Source organism: Brachybacterium sp. GCM10030268 (genome assembly GCF_042666305.1).
GTDB lineage: Bacteria > Actinomycetota > Actinomycetes > Actinomycetales > Dermabacteraceae > Brachybacterium.
Map to the genome: position 1 here is coordinate 23,253 of NZ_JBHTCW010000002.1, position 18,437 is coordinate 41,689.

The window sequence follows — 18,437 nt, forward strand, 5'->3', positions numbered from 1 at the left end:
GCTCAGCTCTCGGGATCCAGATAGAGCTCCTGTATCGCCGCGTGGTCCTCGTCGCCGTGCCCCTGCTCGACCGCCTCGGTGAACTGCTCGAGCAGTACGGGCAGGAGTCGCGCCGGCAGCGCCGCACGGTCCGCCGCCGCGGTCGCATACCGCAGATCCTTGACCTGGTTGATGGTCGAGCCACCTGACGAGTACTCGCGGGACAGCAGCTTCTGCTTCTTCTGACTGAGCACCTCACTGCGGGCCAGGCCGCTGCCGAGCAGCTCCACCACCTGCTCGGCATCGAGGCCGGAGCGCCGGGCCAGGGCGAGCGCCTCTCCGAGGGCGGCGAGGGTCCCGCCGACGACGATCTGATTGCACAGCTTCGCCACCGCCCCGCTGCCGAGCGGGCCCAGGTGCTCCACGGCGCCGCCGATGATCTCCAGGACGGGCCGCACTGCGGTGACGTCCGCCTCCGCCCCGCCGATCATGATCGACAGGGTGCCGGCGTCCGCCCCGGCGATCCCGCCGGACATCGGGGCATCGACCACGGAGATCCCGTCGGCTGCCAGCTCGTCGGCGAGAGACCTCACGGTGTCGGGGCCGGTGGTCGACATGATCACCAAGCGCGCACCGGCCGCGCCCCATGCTGCCCGGGTCTCCGCGTCCAGGCGCTCCCGCAGCTGGGCCACGTCGGGCAGCACCGAGAGGATCACGGGGGCCGCGGCGTGCGCGAGGGTCTCGGCGCGTCGTGCGCCGGCGGCGACGAGGTCGTCAGCCCGGGCGGGCGTGCGGTTCCACACCACCACGGAGTCCGGGGCGGCGGCGACCAGGGTGGCGGCGATGGGATGGCCCATCGGCCCCAGGCCGAGGACTGCGGTCCGGGGATGGTCCATGGTGGCTCCTTCACAGGTGCTGGGCCGGGGCATAGACTCCAGATCATATTTTATTCGGCAGTCCGCCGTCCCCGATCCTTCAGGAGCATCCCATGGCGCTTCCGGCCTATCCCGCCTCACCGTTCCCTGATCTGCCCGCCGCACTGGTCACGGGCGCCGCCTCACCGCGCGGCATCGGCCGGGCCACCGCGCACCGTCTTGCGCGAGAGGGGTGGGCCGTCGCCGTCGTCGACCTCGACGGCGGGGCGTGCGAGGAGCTCGCCGGGGAGCTCACGGAGCGCTATGGGGTCCCCGCGCTGGGTCTCGGTGTCGACATCTCCGACGAGCAGGCGGTCGCCGACGCCGTCGCCCGGATCGATGCCGAGCTGCCGCAACTGGTCGGCGTGGTCAACAACGCCGGCATCTCCTCGCCCACCCCATTCACCGAGGTGAGCACCGAGGAATGGCGGCGAGTCTTCGACGTCAACGTCCACGGCACCTTCTTCGTGACCCGCGAGGCCGTGGCGATCTTCCGGCGGCACAGCCTGGGGCGCATCGTGAACGTCTCCAGCGCCTCGGCCGAGCGCGGCGGTGGCGTGTACGGCCGCGCCGCATACTCCGGTTCCAAGGCCGCGCTGCTGGGGATGGCCAAGACGTGGGCTCGCGAGCTCGGGGAGTACGGCATCACCGCGAATTCGGTCGCTCCCGGCTCCATCGACACCGACATCATGGGTGGCCGGCTCACCGACGAGCGCAAGCAGGTGCTGCTCCAGGAGCTGCCCGTCGGCCGCGTCGGGACGGTCGACGATGTCGCCGGGGCCGTCCACTATCTGCTGGGCCGCGACGGCGGCTACCTGACCGGCGTCACCCTCGACGTCAACGGCGGCTCGCACATCCATTGAGGCCGGAGCCACGGAGTCGGAGACGGGGCAAAGAAGACAGCGACGACAGCGAAGACAGAGACGTCAGCGAAGACAGAGAAAACAGAGAAGGACGGGCATGAGCGCACCTGGCACCCTCAGCGTCGACCTGAACGGGGCGACCGCCGTCGTCACCGGATCCACCCGCGGCATCGGCCGCGCCATCACCGAGCGGCTGCTCGCCGCCGGCGCCGAGGTGATCGGTCTCCAGCGCGGCACCGAGCCGGTCGGGCCCGGCCACCACTGCGTCGGCGTCGATCTCACCGATCCCGACGCCCGCGCCGAGGCGGTGCGCCAGGTGCTCGCCGAGCATGACGTCGACATCCTGGTCAACAACGCCGGGATCAACCTGCGTCACCGTTTCGAGGAGTTCCCGCTGCCGGAGTTCTCCGAGGTGATGAACGTCAATCTCGACGCCGTGGTGCAGCTGACGCAGGAGCTGGGCCGCCCGATGCTCGAGCGCGGCCGCGGTCGCATCATCAACATCGCCTCGATGCTCTCCTTCTTCGGAGGGCTCAACGCCTCGGCGTACGCGGCCTCCAAGGGCGCCGTGGCGCAGTTCACGAAATCGGTGGCCAACGAGTGGGCCGGGCGCGGCGTGGCGGTCAATGCCGTCGCCCCCGGTTTCATCGCCACCGAGCTGAACGTCTCCCTGCGCGAGGACGAGGGTCGCAACAGCGAGATCGTCGGCCGGATCCCCGCCGGCCGGTGGGGCCGCGCCGACGACATCGCCGGCACCGTCCTCTTCCTCACCAGCGAGGGCGCAGAGTACGTGCACGGCACGGTGATCCCGGTCGACGGCGGGTATCTCGGCCGCTGATCCTTCCGGCCCCGCGGCGGGATCGGTCTGCGGCGCCGCAGCGTGACCGACCCAACGACCCGCCGCGCGGCGCGGTGCCCGTGCTCGCCGAGCGTCCGCGGCTCGGTGCGCCGAGGGCCCGGGGCTCGACGCGGAGTCTGTGTACGCCGAGGGTCCGATGATCCATTACGGTGATCGCCGCACATCCGTCGCCGGGCCGTGCCGCGGCCCCGACATCCGAGAACGCCCGACATTCGACAAGGAGGGATCCGACGATGGATCCGACACCGGTCCAGGAGACCGACTGGACCAGCTGGCTCGGCGACGGCGGGCTGATGGCGCTGGCCGTGGTCGCGGTGGGACTGCTGCTGTTCCTCGTCATCCGGTTCAAGCTGCACGCCTTCCTCGCCCTCATCGTGGTCTCCCTGCTGACCGCGCTGGTGGCGGGCGTACCTGCCCAGAACGTGGTGCCCACGCTGGTGAGCAGCTTCAGCGAGACGCTCGGCGAGGTCGCGCTGCTGGTCGCGATCGGCGCGATGCTCGGCGCCCTGGTGGAGACCTCAGGAGGTGCGCGCGCCCTCGCCGAGGCCATGATCCGGCTGTTCGGCGAGAGGCACGCCCCGTTCGCGCTCGGGGTGACCTCGCTGTTCATCGGCTTCCCGATCTTCATGGACGCCGCGTTCGTGCTCATGATCCCGATCGTGTACGCCGTCGCCCGACGCCTGACGGGCAATGTCCTGGCCTTCGGTTTCCCCGTGGCCGCGGCCCTGTCGGTCATGCACGTCTACGTGCCCCCGCACCCCGGTCCGGTGGCCGCCTCCGGGTACGTCGATGCGGAGATCGGCGTCGTCATGATCCTCGGGCTGCTGCTGGCCTTCCCGACCTGGTACGTCTCCGGTCACCTCTGGGGCAAGCACGTCGCCCGCAAGTACAACCTGCCGGTGCGGGACCTCTTCGGCACGGCCGACGAGGCCGAGCAGGTCGAGAACCCGCCGGCGCCGTGGCAGGTCGTCCTCGTCCTGGTCCTGCCCCTGGTCCTCATCCTGTTCAACACCGGCCTGAACACGCTGGCCGGCGCCGGCCTCATCGAGGGCGAGGCAGGATGGGTGCATGCCCTGCGCATGGTCGGGGAGACCCCGATCGCGCTGCTCATCACCGCCCTGACCACGATCGTGCTGTTCGGCTTCCGCCGTGGCCGCTCGGGCACCGCCATCGAGACCACGGTGGACAGGGCGCTCGGCCCGATCTGCTCGGTCGTCCTGATCACCGGAGCCGGCGGGATGTTCGGCGGCGTGCTGGCGGCCACCGGCATCGGCGGCGCGATCGAGAACACCCTCGCGGCGGCAGGCATCCCAGTCATCTTCGCCGCCTACCTGATCGCGGTCGCGATGCGACTGGCACAGGGGTCCGCGACGGTCGCCCTGACCACCGCTGCGGCGCTGATCGCACCGGCCGTCCTCGCCTCCGGGGCGGGCACCGTGGAGCTCGCCTGCATCGTCATGGCGACGGCCGCCGGCTCCGTCTTCGCCGGCCATGTCAACGACTCGGGCTTCTGGCTGGTCGGCCGCCTGCTCGGCATGGACGTGAAGACCACGCTGAAGACCTGGACGATCCAGCAGGCCATCGAGTCCGTCGTGGCGTTCACGATCGTGCTGGCGGTCTACGGGGTCGTGCAGCTGTTCTGAGGGCCCGCGGGATCGCTCCGGCGGTCAGCCTCGGCGGCCGGTGGCCTCGAGCACCTCGGGATTGAGGATGTTCCGGGGCCGGCGGCCGCCCAGGACGTCGACGACGTTCTCGATCACACGGCGCTTCAGCTCGGTCTCGGACTCCTCGCTGTACCAGGAGGCGTGCGGGGTGAGCACCGCGGTCGGGCACTCGCGCAGCGGACTGTCCGCCGGCAGCGGCTCGGTTTCGAACACGTCCAGCCCCGCCCCGCGCAGATGGCCGGAGCGCAGCGCATCGACCACGGCCATGGTGTCGACCACGCCGCCACGGCTGGTGTTGACCAGCAGCGTGCCGGCCTGCATCCGGGCGATGGCGGCGGCGTCGACCAGATGATGGGTGTGCTCGGTCAGCGGCACGTGCACACTGATCACGTCCGAACCGGACAGCACCGTCTCCTGCTCCATCACCGCGATGCCGTCCTCGGTGGTCGTGCCCGGCTCGCGCATCGGGTCGCAGCCGTGGACGGAGAAGCCCAGGGCGCGCGCCTTGCGGGCGGTGGCCGCGCCGATGCGCCCGAGGCCGATGACGCCGAAGCTGCGGCCGGCGATGCGGTGCAGCGGTTTGACGGGGGCCAGCGAGTACGTGCCCTCGCGGAGGTTCCGGTCCAGCTGCACGACGCCTCGGGCCAGGGACACCGCCAGCGCGACGGCATGATCGGAGACGTCCTCGGTGCCGTAGTCCGGCACGTTGGACACGGCGACTCCGAGCGCGGTCGCCGCCGCGAGGTCGACGGTGTCCACGCCGACGCCGTACCTGCCGACGGCCCGGACCGTCGGCAGGGCCTCGAGCACCCGTCGGGTGATGGGGGCGTACTGCACCAGCAGGGCGTCGGCGCCCTGGGCCGCGGCGATCACCTCGTCCTCGGTGCCGGCCTGAGCCCGCACCAGCTCGGCGCCGGCGGCGTCGGCGACCGTCTGCTCCTCGGTCGTGCGCTCCTGGTCCAGATCGGTGATGACGATCTTCATGCAGGTCCTCCTCGTCTCGGGTGCTCGGGTGCTCGGGTCCTCGGGTGCTCGGGTGCTCGGGGATGTCGATCAGGCCGCGCCGCTGCGGAGCACCACGGCGCCGGGGCCGGCCAGGGAGATCCTGCCGTCGCCGTCGCGCGTGACCTCGCCGAACGCGGCGAGGACCTCCTTAGCGCGCGGTCCGGCGGTCAGCGGGCCGGTCCCGCGACGGGCGAGCACGCCCAGGTCTCCGCGGCGCAGCAGCACCGTCTCCTCGCCGAGGACGTCGACGTCGGTGCGGCGCAGGTCGGGATCGGTGAGGTCGGGGTGCCGGCGACGCAGCGCGATCAGGGTCCGGTACCACTGGAGCATCCGGGCGTGCACGCCTCCGGCGCGCTCGTCCCAGCGCAGCATCGCGGCCTCGAAGGTGGAGCGATCCTGGGGATCGGGCACCTCGGCGTCCCAGCCCATGGCGGCGAACTCCTCCGCGCGCCCCTGACTGACCAGCGGGCCGAGCTCGTCGTCATGGTCGGTGAAGTAGGTGAACGGGGTCGAGGCCGCCCACTCCTCGCCCTGGAACAGCATCGGGGTGCCCGGACCCAGCAGGATCAGGGCGATCGCGGCGGCGTGCTCACCGGCGGTCAGCGAGTGATGGATCCGGTCGCCGGCGGCGCGGTTGCCGATCTGATCGTGGTCCTGCAGGAAGGTCACGAAGGAATGGGCGTCGTAGGACGGCGAGCCGGGATCGACGGGATGACCCCACACCGTCCCGCGGAAGCTCGAGTACGTGCCGGTGTGCCGGAACACGCGGGCGAGGACCTTCGCCAGCACGTCGGCGGATCCGAAGTCGCCGTAGTAGCCCTGGCGCTCGCCGGAGATCCACGCGTGCACGCCGTGGTGGACGTCGTCGGCCCACTGCATGTCCATGCCGAGGCCACCGGCCGCGGTGGGCGTGACGGTGGTCGGATCGTTGCGGTCCGACTCCGCGATCAGGGTCAGCTCGCGACCGGTCTCGCTCTCCCAGACGGCGACGGCGTCGGCCAGCTCGGCCAGGAAGTGGCGTTCGGAGTCGTCGCGGAGCTCATGCACGGCATCGAGTCGCAGGCCGTCCAGGCCCAGGTCGACGAGCCACTGTCGTGCGCTGCCCAGCAGGAAGTCGCGGACGTGGCGGGAGCCGGGCTGGTCGAGGTTGATCGCCTGGCCCCACGGGGTCTCGTGCTGGTCGGTGAAGTAGGGGCCGAACTGCCCCAGATAGTTGCCGGCGGGTCCGAGATGGTTGTGCACCACGTCCAGGATCACCGCGAGACCGCGCTCATGGGCGGCGTCGAGGAACCGCGCCAGGCCGGCGGGGCCGCCGTAGGCGGCGTGGACCGCGTACAGCCCGACGCCGTCGTACCCCCAACCACGATCCCCGGGGAAGGTGGCCACCGGCATCAGCTCGACGGCGTCCACGCCGAGGTCGACGAGATCGTCGAGCCGCTCGATCGCGGAGTCGAATGTGCCTCCGTGCCCCTCGGGCCCCGCCGTGAAGGTCCCCACGTGTAGCTCGTAGAGCACGCGGCCGCGCAGGCTGCGGCCCGCCCAGCCGACGGATCCACCCAGCAGCCGGGGGTCGACCACCTCACTGTCGCTGTGGACGCCGTCGGGCTGGCAGAGCGACCGGGGATCGGGCAGCCAGCGCTCGTCGTCATCGAGACGGAAGGCGTAGCGGGCTCCGGGGACGGCGGGGACGTCGTCGAGGGTGAACCAGCCGTCCCCGGCCGGACGCATCGCGTGCTCGTTCCCGTCGATCCGGACGGTGACGGCATCGGCCGAGGGCGCCCACAGCTGGTAGCGGTCGTAGGCGCGCGGGGCCACCGGAGCAGGGACGGGGTCGTTCATCGCGACTCCTGGGCAGGAGGGGACGGGTGGGACGGGGCGGATTCCGCGGCGCCGCACCGGACCAGCAGGGCGATCGGCGCGTCGGCCAGGAGCTCGTCCAGGGCGAGCCGCCCGCCGTCGAACTCCGCGCCGCCGAGGGTGTCGCGCCAGCGGCCGTCGGGCAGGGCTATCCAGGCATCGCCCCATCCGCCCCGCTGGGCGAGGCCGTGGGCGAGACGGGTGACGACGGTGACGACCTCGACGGGTCCCTCTCCGCGGGCCCGGCCGAAGGCGACGGCGTGGGCGGTGGTGGTGGGCAGCGGCCGGTAGGTGGCCTCACGCCCCTGGAACAGCTCCGGTCGCTCCCGGCGCAGGACGAGCGCGCGGTGGGTGAGCCACAGCTTCTCGTCCCCGATCCCGTCGGGTCCCGCGCCGTCAATCATCCGCGCCAGCCTTTCGGCGTGTCCGGCATGGTCGGCGGGTCGGCGGTTGTCGGGGTCCACGAGTGAGAGGTCGACGGTCTCGTTGCCCTGGTACACGTCGGGCACCCCGGGCATCGTCAGCTGGATCAGCTTCTGGCCCAGGATCGCGGTGCGCTGGACCGCCAGCGTGCGCCGGGTCCAGTCCGTCAGGATGCGGTCGACCTCGTCGTGCGCCAGCGCCGCCCGGCCCAGGTCCAGCACCTGCTGCTCGTACTCCGTGTCCTGGTCGGTCCAGGTGGTGTGGGTCTTGGCCTCGCGCATCGCCTTGACCAGGTACTCCTCGAGCCGCTCGGCGGTGATCCGGGGGGCGTCCGAGCCGGGCAGGTCCCAGCAGGCGGCGAGGGTCTGCCACAGCAGCAGCTCGATGGCGCCGTCGACCCGATCCCCGCGCACCTCGGCGGTGACCCGGTCGAGGTCCTGGACCACCAGCGCCCACTCCAGCGGCTGCTCGGTGAGCACGGCCAGGCGGGCGCGCACGTCCTCGCTGCGCTTGGTGTCGTGCGTGGACAGGGTGGTCATGGTGTCGGGCCAGGTGAGGACCATCGTCTGGGCGTGATCGTGGAGATCGTCGGGCTCGACGCCGATGTGCTCCGGATCCGAGCCCACCTCATTGACCGCCAGGAAGCGGGTGTAGCGGTAGAAGGCCGTGTCCTCGAACGCCTTGGCGTGCACGGGGCCGCAGGTCTGGGCGAAGCGGACGATCACTTCGGCGCGCGCCGGGCTCTCGGTGCGGCCCGCACTGCCGACCTCGTCCCCGCACACCAGGGCCACGACGGTCTCCAGGGTCGTCACCAGGTCCTCGTCGTCGCCGAGCTCGCGCTGAGCTCTCTCCGCCGCCTGCTCGATCACGGCGCGCTCGGAACCGGGGGCGGGTTCGCCGGGGACGATGTAGGCCCGGTACCGGTCCATGGCCGACAGCAGGGCCATGACCGTCTTCTGGATGTTGCGCCGGGTGGTGTCCCGCAGCCGGATGTCCTCCTGGCAGATGGCGTAGATCAGGGAGGTCAGACGTTCGATCTCGGCCCAGAGACTGGTGGAGATGATGTGCTCGGTGGACTCCCGGGCGATCTCGGAGAACGGCCGCAGGTCACCGGTGCGGCGCTGCCAGAGGTGGGTCAGTCCCAGAGCGCCGTGCGGATCGTGGAAGAGGCCCCCGACCCTCCACAGGGCGTCATAGCCGGTGGTGCCGGCACAGGGGAAATCGCCGGGCAGGCGCTCCTCGCCCTCGAGGATCTTCTCCACCACGGTCCACGCCCCGCCGGTGGCGTCCTCGAGGTCGCGCAGATAGCCGCGAGGGTCGGTGAGGCCGTCGGGATGGTCGATCCGGTACCCGTCGATGATCCCCTCGGCCTGCAGCCGCAGCAGCGTGGCGTGCGTCGCCTCGAACACGTGCGGCAGCTCCACGCGGACCGCCGCGAGGGTGTCGACATCGAAGAAGCGACGGTAGTTCAGCTCGTCGTCCGCGACCTTCCAGTAGGCCAGGCGGTACCACTGGCGTTCCAGCAGATCGGCCAGCCCCAGGTGCTCGGTGCCCTCGGCGACGGGCAGGACATGGTCGTAGTAGCGCACCACGGTCTCGGTGCTGGCCGTGCCGTCGGCCTGTGGGATCTCCTTCTCGCCCACGGTGATCTCGTCGTCGGCCAGGACGGCGCCGATCGGGCGGCCCAGCACGGGTACCAGGATGGATCGCTCGGCCGACGGATCGAGGTCGAACCAGTCGGCGAACGGCGAGCGCGGGCCGTCGCGGAGCACTGACCACAGCGCACGGTTGTGCCAGATCGGGGTGGGGATCGCCATGTGGTTGGGCACCACGTCGACGATCATGCCCATCCCGTGCGCATGGGCGGCGTCGGCGAGGCGACGCAGCGCGTCCTCGCCGCCGATCTCCGCGCTGATCCGCGAGTGGTCGACGACGTCGTACCCGTGGGTGGAGCCCGGCGCGGCCTGGAGGACGGGGGAGCAGAAGACGTGCCCGACGCCGAGCCGGGCCAGATAGGGCACCAGGGCAGCGGCGTCGTCGGCCGTGAACCCCTCGTGCAGCTGGAGCCGATAGGTCGAGGTCGGGACAGCCGCCGCGCGGGCGCTGTCCGGGGGCGGAGGGGCGAGGTCGCTGGTCACGGCGGGCTGCTCTCCTTATGGGGGCGGAGCCTCCGGCGCGGAGGCTCCCGGATCAGGCGCGGACGGGCTGGTCGAAATCCTCGGCCGGTGAGCTCTCCCCGTCGAGATCCATCGGCGGGCGCATGAGGATCAGCAGCGAATGTCCCGCCCGCGACAGGGTCTCCCCGGCCGAGACCTGAGCGCCGAGGTCCAGGGCGCCGCCGGTCCCCAGGACGACCGTCCAGCGCTCTCCGTGATCCTCGGGTGGCAGCGTGAAGTCGACGGCGTTGCCGGAGGCGTTGAACATGACCAGTGCCGAGTCCCCGACGATGCGCTCACCGCGCGAGTTCGGCTCGGGAATGGCAGAGCCGTTGAGGAACATGGTCAGGCACTTGTTCTCGGCGGCATCCCAGTCCTCGGAGGACATCTGGGCGCCGTCGGTACCGATCCATTCGACGTCCGGCAGGGACGATTCGGCGTCGTCGCGCACGTCGCCCTGCAGGAAGCGGCGCCGGCGGAAGATCGGATGCTCACGGCGCAGAGCGATCATCTGCTGGGTGAACCAGAGCATCTCGCGCTGATCGGAGTCCAGATCCCAGTCCATCCACGAGATCTCGTTGTCCTGGCAGTAGGTGTTGTTGTTGCCGCCCTGGCTGCGGCCCATCTCGTCGCCGTGGAGGATCATCGGCACGCCCTGGCTGACCAGCAGCGTGGCCATCAGATTCTTGGCGCGTCGAAGCCGCAGCGCCAGGACGTCCTCGTCCTCGGTCTCGCCCTCGGCACCCGAGTTCCAGGAGCGGTTGTGGCTCTCGCCGTCGTTGTTGTCCTCGCCGTTGGCCTCGTTGTGGCGTTCGTTGTAGGACACCAGATCGCGGAGGGTGAACCCGTCGTGCGCGGTGACGAAGTTGATCGAGGCGATGGGGGTACGGCCTGAGTGCTGGTAGAGATCCGAGCTGCCGGCGAGGCGGGAGGTGAAGTCCCCGATCACGCCGGGCTCGGAGCGGTGGAAGTCGCGCACCGTGTCGCGGTAGCGGCCGTTCCACTCCGACCACAGCGGAGGGAAGCCGCCCACCTGGTAGCCGCCCTCGCCGAGGTCCCACGGCTCGGCGATGAGCTTGACCTGGGAGATGATCGGATCCTGCTGGATGATGTCGAAGAACGCCGAGAGCCGGTCCACCTCGTGCAGCTCGCGCGCGAGGGTGGAGGCCAGGTCGAAGCGGAAGCCGTCCACGTGCATGTCGGTGACCCAGTACCGCAGCGAGTCCATGATCAGCTGCAGTACGTGCGGGGTACGCATCAGCAGCGAGTTCCCGGTGCCGGTGGTGTCGTAGTAGTGAGCCTTGTCGTCCTCGACGAGGCGGTAGTACGCGGCGTTGTCGATGCCCCGGAAGCACAGGGTGGGGCCCATGTGGTTGCCCTCGGCGGTGTGGTTGTAGACCACGTCGAGGATCACCTCGATGTCCGCCTCGTGCAGGTTCTTGACCATCTGCTTGAACTCCTGGACCTGCTGCCCGGGAGCGTCCGCGTAGGCGTACTCGTTGTGCGGCGCGAAGAAGCCGATCGTGTTGTAGCCCCAGTAGTTGCGCAGATCCTTCTCCAGGAGATGGCCGTCCTGGACGTACTGGTGGACCGGCATCAGCTCGACGGCGGTCACGCCGAGCTCGGTGAGGTGTTCGATGATCGCCGGGTGGCCCATGGCCACGTAGGTTCCGCGGATGCTGTCATCGAGATCCGGATGCTGCATGGTCAGGCCCCTGACGTGGGCCTCGTAGATCACGGTCTCGTGGTAGTCGTGCGCCGGGGGATGGTCGTTGCCCCAGTCGAAGAAGGGGGAGACGACCACGGAGTGCATCGTGTGCTCGGCCGAGTCCTCGGTGTTGCGCTGATCCGGATCGTCGAACTGGTAGCTGTACAGCGAGGGGTGGTTGCTCGCCATGCCCGTGATGGCCTTCGCGTACGGGTCCAGCAGGAGCTTCGACGGGTCGCAGCGGTGACCGGCTTCGGGATCGAACGGGCCGTGGACGCGGTATCCGTAGCGCTGTCCCGGCTGGACCGACGGCAGGTAGACATGCCACACGAAGGCATCGACCTCGGTGATCTCGACCGCGGTCTCCCCGCCGTCCTCGTCGATCAGGCACAGCTCGACGCGCTCGGCGACCTCCGAGAAGAGGGCGAAGTTGGTGCCGGAGCCGTCGAAGGTGGCGCCCAGCGGGTATGACTGACCGGTCCAGATCTGCATGGCTTCAGGGTAACCGTGCCGCGCGATATCCGGTTCGGGTTCTCCGCCTGTCAGGCTCTCCGCCTACCGAGTGGCCGGGGCGGCAGCCGGCCGGGCCGGCCTCCGGGTGCGACGGGGCAGGTCGCAGAGGAGGCCATCGACCATTGGAACGACGACAGCCCCGGCCGACGGGCCGAGGCTGCACAGGTACTTCGGTGGTGGGCGATACTGGGTTCGAACCAGTGACCTCTTCCGTGTCAGGGAAGCGCGCTACCGCTGCGCCAATCGCCCATACGCCCGGAGGCGCGAGGAGGAGTGGAGCGGACAACCGGACTCGAACCGGCGACCCTCACCTTGGCAAGGTGATGCTCTACCAACTGAGCTATGTCCGCACATCGGCTGAGCCGACGAGGGAACACGATATGCGGGTCCCGCCTTCTGGCGCAAATGCTGATGGCCTGCAGTGCCGGACGTCACGGTGCGAGGCGGGGTGTGGTCGCGAATCGGCTGCAGGGGTGGTCGCGAATCGGCTGTACCGGCTGCCGGCCGGCGCCGGAGCGTGCGGGCCCGTGCGGGAGTATGCGGGACTGTGCGGGAGGGAGTGTCGGAGCCGCTGAACGGTGGAGTGGTCGAGGTGGCCGGGGCGGCGCAGTTCGGCGAGAGTGCCGCCGGGCCGCCCTCAGGACGACATAGCTCACATCGCCGCAGGGCGATTCGGCCCGCGAGGTTCGTGTAAGCTTCTGCGAGTCCACTCGAGAGGGTGGCCAGCACCTTCGGGCGATTGGCGCAGTGGTAGCGCGCTTCCTTCACACGGAAGAGGTCACTGGTTCGAACCCAGTATCGCCCACGGCGCGATCTCCGGATCGTTGCATTGCGGACATAGCTCAGTTGGTAGAGCATCACCTTGCCAAGGTGAGGGTCGCCGGTTCGAGTCCGGTTGTCCGCTCCGGGAGCGGCGCGCCCGACGCGAGTCGGGAGCGCCGTTTCGTATGATGCAGGAGCATTTCCCGGTGGGTTGGCCGAGAGGCGAGGCAACGGCCTGCAAAGCCGTGTACACGGGTTCGAATCCCGTACCCACCTCCATCGGCGCTCCCGGGCGCCGGTAGGGGCGATTGGCGCAGCGGTAGCGCGCTTCCCTGACACGGAAGAGGTCACTGGTTCGAACCCAGTATCGCCCACCACCACGAACGGCCCCGTCGTCCTCATCGGGCGGCGGGGCTGTTCGCTGTGCGGAGCGTGATGGGCGACCTCGTGCCGCCCAGCGTCCCCGCCACACAACATGCCGCCCGCGCGTCGCGCCGGCCCGCCTACCCGAGCCCTTCCCGCCGGCCCGCCTCGATGGGCCCCCCGCTGGCTCGCCTACCCGGGCCCGTCCCGCCGGCCCGCTTCGATAGAGCGCTCGATACCGCGTGAACTGACCTTTTCCGGCCCGCCTGAGGTCAGTTCGCGCGGTGTCGACAGGGTGAGGCCAGGGACGAGCGGCCGGGGGCTCGAAGAACTCGGGCCCGGGGGTCAGGGAACCCGTCCTTCATCACGGGCGTTCCACACGCGCCCGACAGGACCGGGTGCCCACCGTGGGGCGGTCGGCGAGGGCGGTTGCGTGACCGTACGATGGTCTGCGGAGCCGGCATCGTCGGCCGGCTCGACCCGAACCCAAGGAGCATTCCCGTGGCCCAGATCGCCATCACCCTCGACGGATCCCCGCATCGACTCGAGGAAGGGACCACGGGCACCGCGCTCTTCGAGGGGCGCACCGAGATTATCGCCCTGCGTATCGACGGCGAGCTGCGTGATCTCGAGACGACCCTCGCAGACGGTCAGGTGGTCGAGGGCGTCGACATCTCCAGCGAGGACGGGCTCTCCATCCTCCGTCACTCGGCCGCGCACGTGCTCGCCCAGGCAGTGCAGAAGGCGAACCCCGAGGCCAAGCTCGGTATCGGTCCGCCCGTGGCCGACGGCTTCTACTACGACTTCGAGGTCGCCGAACCCTTCACTCCCGAGTCGCTCAAGGCTCTCGAGAAGGAGATGGGGCGCATCGTCAAGCAGGGGCAGCGTTTCGTGCGCCGCGAGATCAGCGACGAGGACGCCCGTGCTGAAGAGGCCTCCGAGCCGTACAAGCTCGAGCTGATCGGGCTGAAGTCCAGTGCCGAGGACGCCGCCGAGGGCGCCGACGTCGAGGTGGGTGCCGGCGGGCTGACCATGTACGACAACGTCGACCGCCGCGGCGAGGTGGTCTGGACCGACCTGTGCCGGGGTCCGCACCTGCCGAGCACCAAGCACATCGGCAACGGCTTCGCGCTGACCCGCTCCGCGGCCGCCTACTGGCGCGGCAGCGAGAAGAACCCGATGCTGCAGCGCGTCTACGGCACCGCCTGGCCCACCAAGGACGAGCTGAAGGCCTACCAGGAGCGGGTCGCCGAGGCCGAGCGCCGTGACCATCGCCGTCTGGGCAGTGAGCTGGATCTGTTCTCCTTCCCCGATGAGATCGGCTCCGGGCTGCCGGTGTTCCATCCCAAGGGCGCGATGATCAAGATGGAGATGGAGGACTACTCCCGTCGCCGCCACGTCGAGGCCGGGTACTCCTTCGTCTCCACCCCGCACATCACCAAGAAGAACCTCTTCGAGACCTCCAAGCACCTGGAGTGGTACGCCGAGGGGATGTACCCCCCGATGCACGTGGACGAGGAGCACGACGCCGAGGGCAACGTCACCAAGCAGGGCCAGGACTACTACCTCAAGCCCATGAACTGTCCCATGCACAACCTCGTCTACCGTTCCCGGGGTCGCTCCTACCGTGAGCTGCCGCTGCGGCTGTTCGAGTTCGGCAGCGTCTACCGCTACGAGAAGTCCGGCGTGGTGCACGGGCTCACCCGCGCCCGCGGCTTCACCCAGGACGACGCCCACATCTACACCACCCGCGAGCAGATGCGCGACGAGCTGGCGAGCCTGCTGGGCTTCGTGCTGGACCTGCTGCGCGACTACGGCCTCGACGACTTCTACCTCGAGATGTCCACTCGCGACCCGGAGAAGTCCGTCGGCGACGACGCGACCTGGGAGGAGGCGACCCGCACCCTGGAGGAGGTCGCCACCGCCTCGGGCCTCGAGCTCGTCCCGGATCCCGGCGGCGCCGCCTTCTACGGGCCCAAGATCTCCGTGCAGGCCAAGGACGCCATCGGCCGCACCTGGCAGCTCTCGACCATCCAGCTGGACTTCTTCGAGCCGGAGCTGTTCGAGCTGGAGTACACCGCGCCCGACGGGTCGCGTCAGCGTCCGGTGATGATCCACCGGGCCCTGTTCGGGTCGATCGAACGGTTCTTCGGTGTGCTGCTGGAGCACTACGCCGGGGCTTTCCCGGTGTGGCTCGCCCCGGTCCAGGTGGTCGGCGTCCCCGTCGCCGCCGAGTACGCGCCCTACCTCGAGGAGGTCGCGGCCAAGCTGCGGGCCCACGGGGTGCGCGTCGAGGTGGACTCCTCCGACGACCGCATGCAGAAGAAGATCCGAACCCACACCAAGGAGAAGGTCCCCTACCTCCTCATCGCCGGCGGCGAGGACCAGGACAAGGGGGCGGTCTCCTTCCGTCTGCGCGACGGCAGCCAGGACAACGGCATCGACGTCGACGAGGCCGTCGAGCGGATCGTGACCTCGATCCGGGAGAAGGCACAGGTGTGAGGGCCGAGGATCCACGCGATTTCGCGGGCGAGCCCGACGACACCCAGCGGCTGTGGACCCCGCACCGCATGGCGTACATCGGCGGGGAGAACAAGCCCGCCGACCCCGACGACGGTGATCAGTGTCCCTTCTGCTCCGCGCCGCAGCGCACGGATGAGGAGGCGCTGATCGTCCACCGCGGCGAGGTGGCCTACGCGGTCCTGAACCTCTACCCGTACAACGCCGGGCACCTGCTGATCTGTCCGTACCGTCACGTCGCCGATTACACCGACCTCGACGACGCGGAGGTGCGGGAGGTCGCCGAGCTCACCCGCACCGCGATGCGGGTCATCCGGGAGGTCTCCGGCCCGGCCGGCTTCAACCTGGGGATGAACCAGGGGCCGGTCGCCGGTGCCGGTATCGCCGCGCACCTGCACCAGCACGTGGTCCCGCGCTGGATGGGCGATGCGAACTTCCTGCCCATCATCGGCCGCACCAAGGCCGTCCCGATCCTGCTGGCGGACACGCGTCGGCTCTACGCCGACGCCTGGCCCTGAGCTAGCATGACCGAGGTCCGGGCGGCCGGGACGAGCGGGCACGGAGCACCCGGACGCCGCAGTCGGCACCGGGGGAGCGAGAGGAGACCGCAGCGATGAGCACCACCGGAGCCCCGCCGCGCCGACCGGGACAGCCCGATCCCGGATACGCCTACGACGTCGAGCGCGTCGATCCCCGAGCGCCGGGTCGGATGGGGGAAGCCGGGCCGCTGCGGATACGGCGTCGTCGCCCCTGGGTGCGCTGGGTCTTCTTCACGCTGACCTTCCTCGGCCTCGCGGGTGTGGCCGTCCTGCTGTACTTCTTCGTGATCCTCCCGCTGGGCTTCGGGACCTCCCTGGTCGCCTTCACCTCGGCGCTCGTGCCCGTGGCGATCGTGTTCACCGCCGTGTGGTGGATCGACCGGTACACGCCGCAGCCGCGCTCGTCGGTCATCTACGCCTTCGTCTGGGGCGCGGCCGGGTCGGTGGCCCTGACCTTCCTCTTCGGTGGGATGTTCACCTCCTGGATCAGCCCCAGCGAACCCAGCGAGGTCACCGCGTCCTTCCTGGGAGCGGTGATCCAGGCGCCGGTGATCGAGGAGTCGATGAAGTCCTTCGGGCTGGTCGCGCTGCTGATCTGGGGTCGCAAGTACATCGCCGGACCGATCGACGGCGTGGTCTATGCCGCGCTGATCGGCGGCGGCTTCGCGTTCACCGAGAACATCCTCTACTTCGGCCGGTCCTTCCACCAGGCGCAGGCCGCCGGGGAGGTCGCCGTGTTCTGGGAGACCTTCTTCCTGCGCGGCGTGCTCTCTCCATTCGCCCACGTCTGCTTCACCGCGCTGTGCGGGCTGGGCCTCGGGATCGCGGCCGAGCGCCGTTCCCTGATGCTCTACTTCGGGCTCGGTATCGGGGGGCTCTCGCTGGGCATGGTCCTGCACGCGCTGTGGAACGGCTCGAGCTTCTTCCTCGAGGTCGATCCCCAGAACCCGCTGGGCGGATTCCTGCGCTACTACGTGAGCGTGCAGGTGCCGATCTTCGTGCTGCTGGTCGCGATCGTGCTGTTCCTGCGATTGCGCGAGCGCCACATACTGCGCCGCCAGCTCTCGGACTACGGCCGCTCGGGCTGGTTCGCCCCGCCCGAAGTGGACATGCTGGTCGCCATGGGAAAGCGCCGCAAGGCGGAGAAGTGGGCCGCCCGTCATGGCGCGGTGGCCAGGATGGCGATGCGCGATCTCATCCGCGCCTCCATCGAGGTGGGCATGGAGCGCAACAGCGTGCTGCACGGCAAGCCATCGGCCAAGACACGGCGCCGCGAACGCGAGCTGCTCGAGCGGATCACCGCCGATCGCCGTCTGATCGGGTCTCTGACCCAGCCCGTCGTGCGCACCGCTGATACGGCCTCGTAGCAGCGCGCACGGAGGACGTGCAGCGCGCAGCCCTGCGAGTGCGGGGGAGCCGACCAGCTCGCCAGGGCACGGGCACGACGAGGGCCCCGGGGAAGTGGCACTAGAATGGGGCGGCATTCCGCCGGAGGCCGGCGGGCGAGTCGGGAGGAGAGAGATGTCAGGGCACTCGAAGTGGGCGACCACCAAGCACAAGAAGGCTGTCATCGATGCCAAGCGCGGCAAGCTGTTCGCCAAGCTGATCAAGAACATCGAGGTCGCCGCGCGCATGGGTGGACCCGACCCCACTGCGAACCCGACGCTCTTCGACGCCATCCAGAAGGCCAAGAAGACCTCCGTCCCCAATGACAACATCGACCGCGCCGTCAAGCGCGGCGGAGGCCTGGACGGCGGCGCCGTCGACTACGAGACGCTGTGGTACGAGGGGTACGCGCCGGGCGGCGTCGCAGTGCTGGTGGAGTGCCTGACCGACAACAAGAACCGCGCCGTCTCCGAGGTGCGCCTCGCCTTCAACCGCAACGGCGGGAACATGGCCGATTCCGGCTCCGTCTCCTACCTGTTCGAGCGCAAGGGCATCGTGACCCTCCCGCGGGGCGACCAGACCGAGGACACCCTGCTCGAGGTCGTCCTCGATGCCGGCGCCGAGGAGATCCGCGATGAGGGCGAGACGTTCGAGATCGTCTCCGAAGCCACCGACGTGGTCGCCGTGCGCACAGCGCTGCAGGAGGCGGGCATCGACTACGACAGCGCCGAGGCGCAGTTCGTGCCGACCATGCGCACTCCCGTCGACCTCGACGGCGCCCGGAAGGCGCTGCGCCTGATCGATGCCCTCGAGGACAGCGACGACGTCCAGAACGTCTTCTCGAATCTCGACATCCCTGACGACGTCGCCGCGCAGCTCGACGACGCCGAGTGATCCCGGTGGACGCGGGAGCCCGCAGGGAGCCG

Annotated in this window: 12 protein-coding genes and 6 tRNA genes; 11 read left to right on the forward strand and 7 right to left on the reverse strand. The window is 70.0% G+C overall.

Annotated features, from left to right (window positions below):
- Positions 1 to 2: 2 nt before the first annotated feature.
- Positions 3 to 875, reverse strand: coding sequence for an NAD(P)-dependent oxidoreductase (locus ACFQRD_RS03155; RefSeq protein WP_377020105.1), 873 nt, complete (start codon positions 873 to 875; stop codon positions 3 to 5).
- 92 nt (positions 876 to 967) lie between these two features.
- Between ACFQRD_RS03155 and ACFQRD_RS03160 the strand changes: the two genes are divergently transcribed.
- The 3 genes from ACFQRD_RS03160 to ACFQRD_RS03170 all read left to right on the forward strand — a co-directional run bounded on the left by ACFQRD_RS03160 (position 968) and on the right by ACFQRD_RS03170 (position 4,258).
- A complete protein-coding gene (locus ACFQRD_RS03160) occupies positions 968 to 1,756 on the forward strand; it encodes an SDR family NAD(P)-dependent oxidoreductase (protein WP_377020104.1) in 789 nt (262 codons plus the stop codon).
- 97 nt (positions 1,757 to 1,853) lie between these two features.
- Complete coding sequence (locus ACFQRD_RS03165) at positions 1,854 to 2,594, forward strand: SDR family oxidoreductase (protein ID WP_377020103.1); 741 nt, start codon at positions 1,854 to 1,856, stop codon at positions 2,592 to 2,594.
- A 254-nt stretch (positions 2,595 to 2,848) separates the two neighbouring features.
- Positions 2,849 to 4,258: a GntP family permease gene (locus ACFQRD_RS03170; protein ID WP_377020102.1), complete on the forward strand. Its 1,410-nt coding sequence runs from the start codon at positions 2,849 to 2,851 to the stop codon at positions 4,256 to 4,258.
- Between the two features lie 24 nt (positions 4,259 to 4,282).
- Here ACFQRD_RS03170 and ACFQRD_RS03175 read toward each other — a convergent pair whose 3' ends face one another.
- The 6 genes from ACFQRD_RS03175 to ACFQRD_RS03200 all read right to left on the reverse strand — a co-directional run bounded on the left by ACFQRD_RS03175 (position 4,283) and on the right by ACFQRD_RS03200 (position 12,291).
- Positions 4,283 to 5,263, reverse strand: a complete 981-nt coding sequence (locus ACFQRD_RS03175) for a C-terminal binding protein (RefSeq protein WP_377020101.1) — start codon at positions 5,261 to 5,263, stop codon at positions 4,283 to 4,285.
- A 69-nt stretch (positions 5,264 to 5,332) separates the two neighbouring features.
- A complete protein-coding gene (gene treZ / locus ACFQRD_RS03180; RefSeq protein WP_377020100.1) occupies positions 5,333 to 7,123 on the reverse strand; it encodes a malto-oligosyltrehalose trehalohydrolase in 1,791 nt (596 codons plus the stop codon).
- The gene (gene treY / locus ACFQRD_RS03185; protein ID WP_377020099.1) at positions 7,120 to 9,702 is read right to left on the reverse strand and encodes a malto-oligosyltrehalose synthase; all 2,583 of its coding nucleotides are present in this window, start codon (positions 9,700 to 9,702) and stop codon (positions 7,120 to 7,122) included. Before treY ends, treZ begins: the two co-directional genes overlap by 4 nt.
- 52 nt (positions 9,703 to 9,754) lie before the next feature.
- Positions 9,755 to 11,920, reverse strand: coding sequence for a glycogen debranching protein GlgX (glgX, locus tag ACFQRD_RS03190; protein WP_377020098.1), 2,166 nt, complete (start codon positions 11,918 to 11,920; stop codon positions 9,755 to 9,757).
- Positions 11,921 to 12,115: 195 nt separating this feature from the next.
- Positions 12,116 to 12,190: transfer RNA gene (locus ACFQRD_RS03195), tRNA-Val, on the reverse strand.
- Positions 12,191 to 12,215: 25 nt separating this feature from the next.
- Positions 12,216 to 12,291 (reverse strand) — tRNA-Gly (locus ACFQRD_RS03200).
- A 383-nt stretch (positions 12,292 to 12,674) separates the two neighbouring features.
- Between ACFQRD_RS03200 and ACFQRD_RS03205 the strand changes: the two genes are divergently transcribed.
- The 8 genes from ACFQRD_RS03205 to ACFQRD_RS03240 all read left to right on the forward strand — a co-directional run bounded on the left by ACFQRD_RS03205 (position 12,675) and on the right by ACFQRD_RS03240 (position 18,405).
- Positions 12,675 to 12,746 (forward strand) — tRNA-Val (locus ACFQRD_RS03205).
- 26 nt (positions 12,747 to 12,772) lie between these two features.
- Positions 12,773 to 12,845: transfer RNA gene (locus tag ACFQRD_RS03210), tRNA-Gly, on the forward strand.
- A 63-nt stretch (positions 12,846 to 12,908) separates the two neighbouring features.
- Positions 12,909 to 12,982, forward strand: a tRNA-Cys gene (locus ACFQRD_RS03215).
- 23 nt (positions 12,983 to 13,005) lie between these two features.
- Positions 13,006 to 13,080: transfer RNA gene (locus ACFQRD_RS03220), tRNA-Val, on the forward strand.
- 487 nt (positions 13,081 to 13,567) lie between these two features.
- Positions 13,568 to 15,568, forward strand: coding sequence for a threonine--tRNA ligase (thrS, locus tag ACFQRD_RS03225; RefSeq protein WP_377020097.1), 2,001 nt, complete (start codon positions 13,568 to 13,570; stop codon positions 15,566 to 15,568).
- Positions 15,565 to 16,104, forward strand: a complete 540-nt coding sequence (locus tag ACFQRD_RS03230) for an HIT family protein (RefSeq protein WP_377020096.1) — start codon at positions 15,565 to 15,567, stop codon at positions 16,102 to 16,104. The genes thrS and ACFQRD_RS03230 overlap by 4 nt, the downstream gene beginning before the upstream one ends.
- 95 nt (positions 16,105 to 16,199) lie before the next feature.
- Complete coding sequence (locus tag ACFQRD_RS03235) at positions 16,200 to 17,492, forward strand: PrsW family intramembrane metalloprotease (RefSeq protein ID WP_377020095.1); 1,293 nt, start codon at positions 16,200 to 16,202, stop codon at positions 17,490 to 17,492.
- Between the two features lie 154 nt (positions 17,493 to 17,646).
- Complete coding sequence (locus ACFQRD_RS03240; protein WP_377020094.1) at positions 17,647 to 18,405, forward strand: YebC/PmpR family DNA-binding transcriptional regulator; 759 nt, start codon at positions 17,647 to 17,649, stop codon at positions 18,403 to 18,405.
- Positions 18,406 to 18,437: the final 32 nt, after the last annotated feature.

What these genes read in the sequence shown, in the direction of transcription:
- ACFQRD_RS03155 (WP_377020105.1), bottom strand. Translation starts at nt 875, where the DNA reads ATGGACCATCCCCGGACCGCAGTCCTCGGCCTGGGGCCGATGGGCCAT.
- ACFQRD_RS03160 (WP_377020104.1), top strand. Translation starts at nt 968, where the DNA reads ATGGCGCTTCCGGCCTATCCCGCCTCACCGTTCCCTGATCTGCCCGCC.
- ACFQRD_RS03165 (WP_377020103.1), top strand. Translation starts at nt 1,854, where the DNA reads ATGAGCGCACCTGGCACCCTCAGCGTCGACCTGAACGGGGCGACCGCC.
- ACFQRD_RS03170 (WP_377020102.1), top strand. Translation starts at nt 2,849, where the DNA reads ATGGATCCGACACCGGTCCAGGAGACCGACTGGACCAGCTGGCTCGGC.
- ACFQRD_RS03175 (WP_377020101.1), bottom strand. Translation starts at nt 5,263, where the DNA reads ATGAAGATCGTCATCACCGATCTGGACCAGGAGCGCACGACCGAGGAG.
- treZ (WP_377020100.1), bottom strand. Translation starts at nt 7,123, where the DNA reads ATGAACGACCCCGTCCCTGCTCCGGTGGCCCCGCGCGCCTACGACCGC.
- glgX (WP_377020098.1), bottom strand. Translation starts at nt 11,920, where the DNA reads ATGCAGATCTGGACCGGTCAGTCATACCCGCTGGGCGCCACCTTCGAC.
- ACFQRD_RS03235 (WP_377020095.1), top strand. Translation starts at nt 16,200, where the DNA reads ATGAGCACCACCGGAGCCCCGCCGCGCCGACCGGGACAGCCCGATCCC.
- ACFQRD_RS03240 (WP_377020094.1), top strand. Translation starts at nt 17,647, where the DNA reads ATGTCAGGGCACTCGAAGTGGGCGACCACCAAGCACAAGAAGGCTGTC.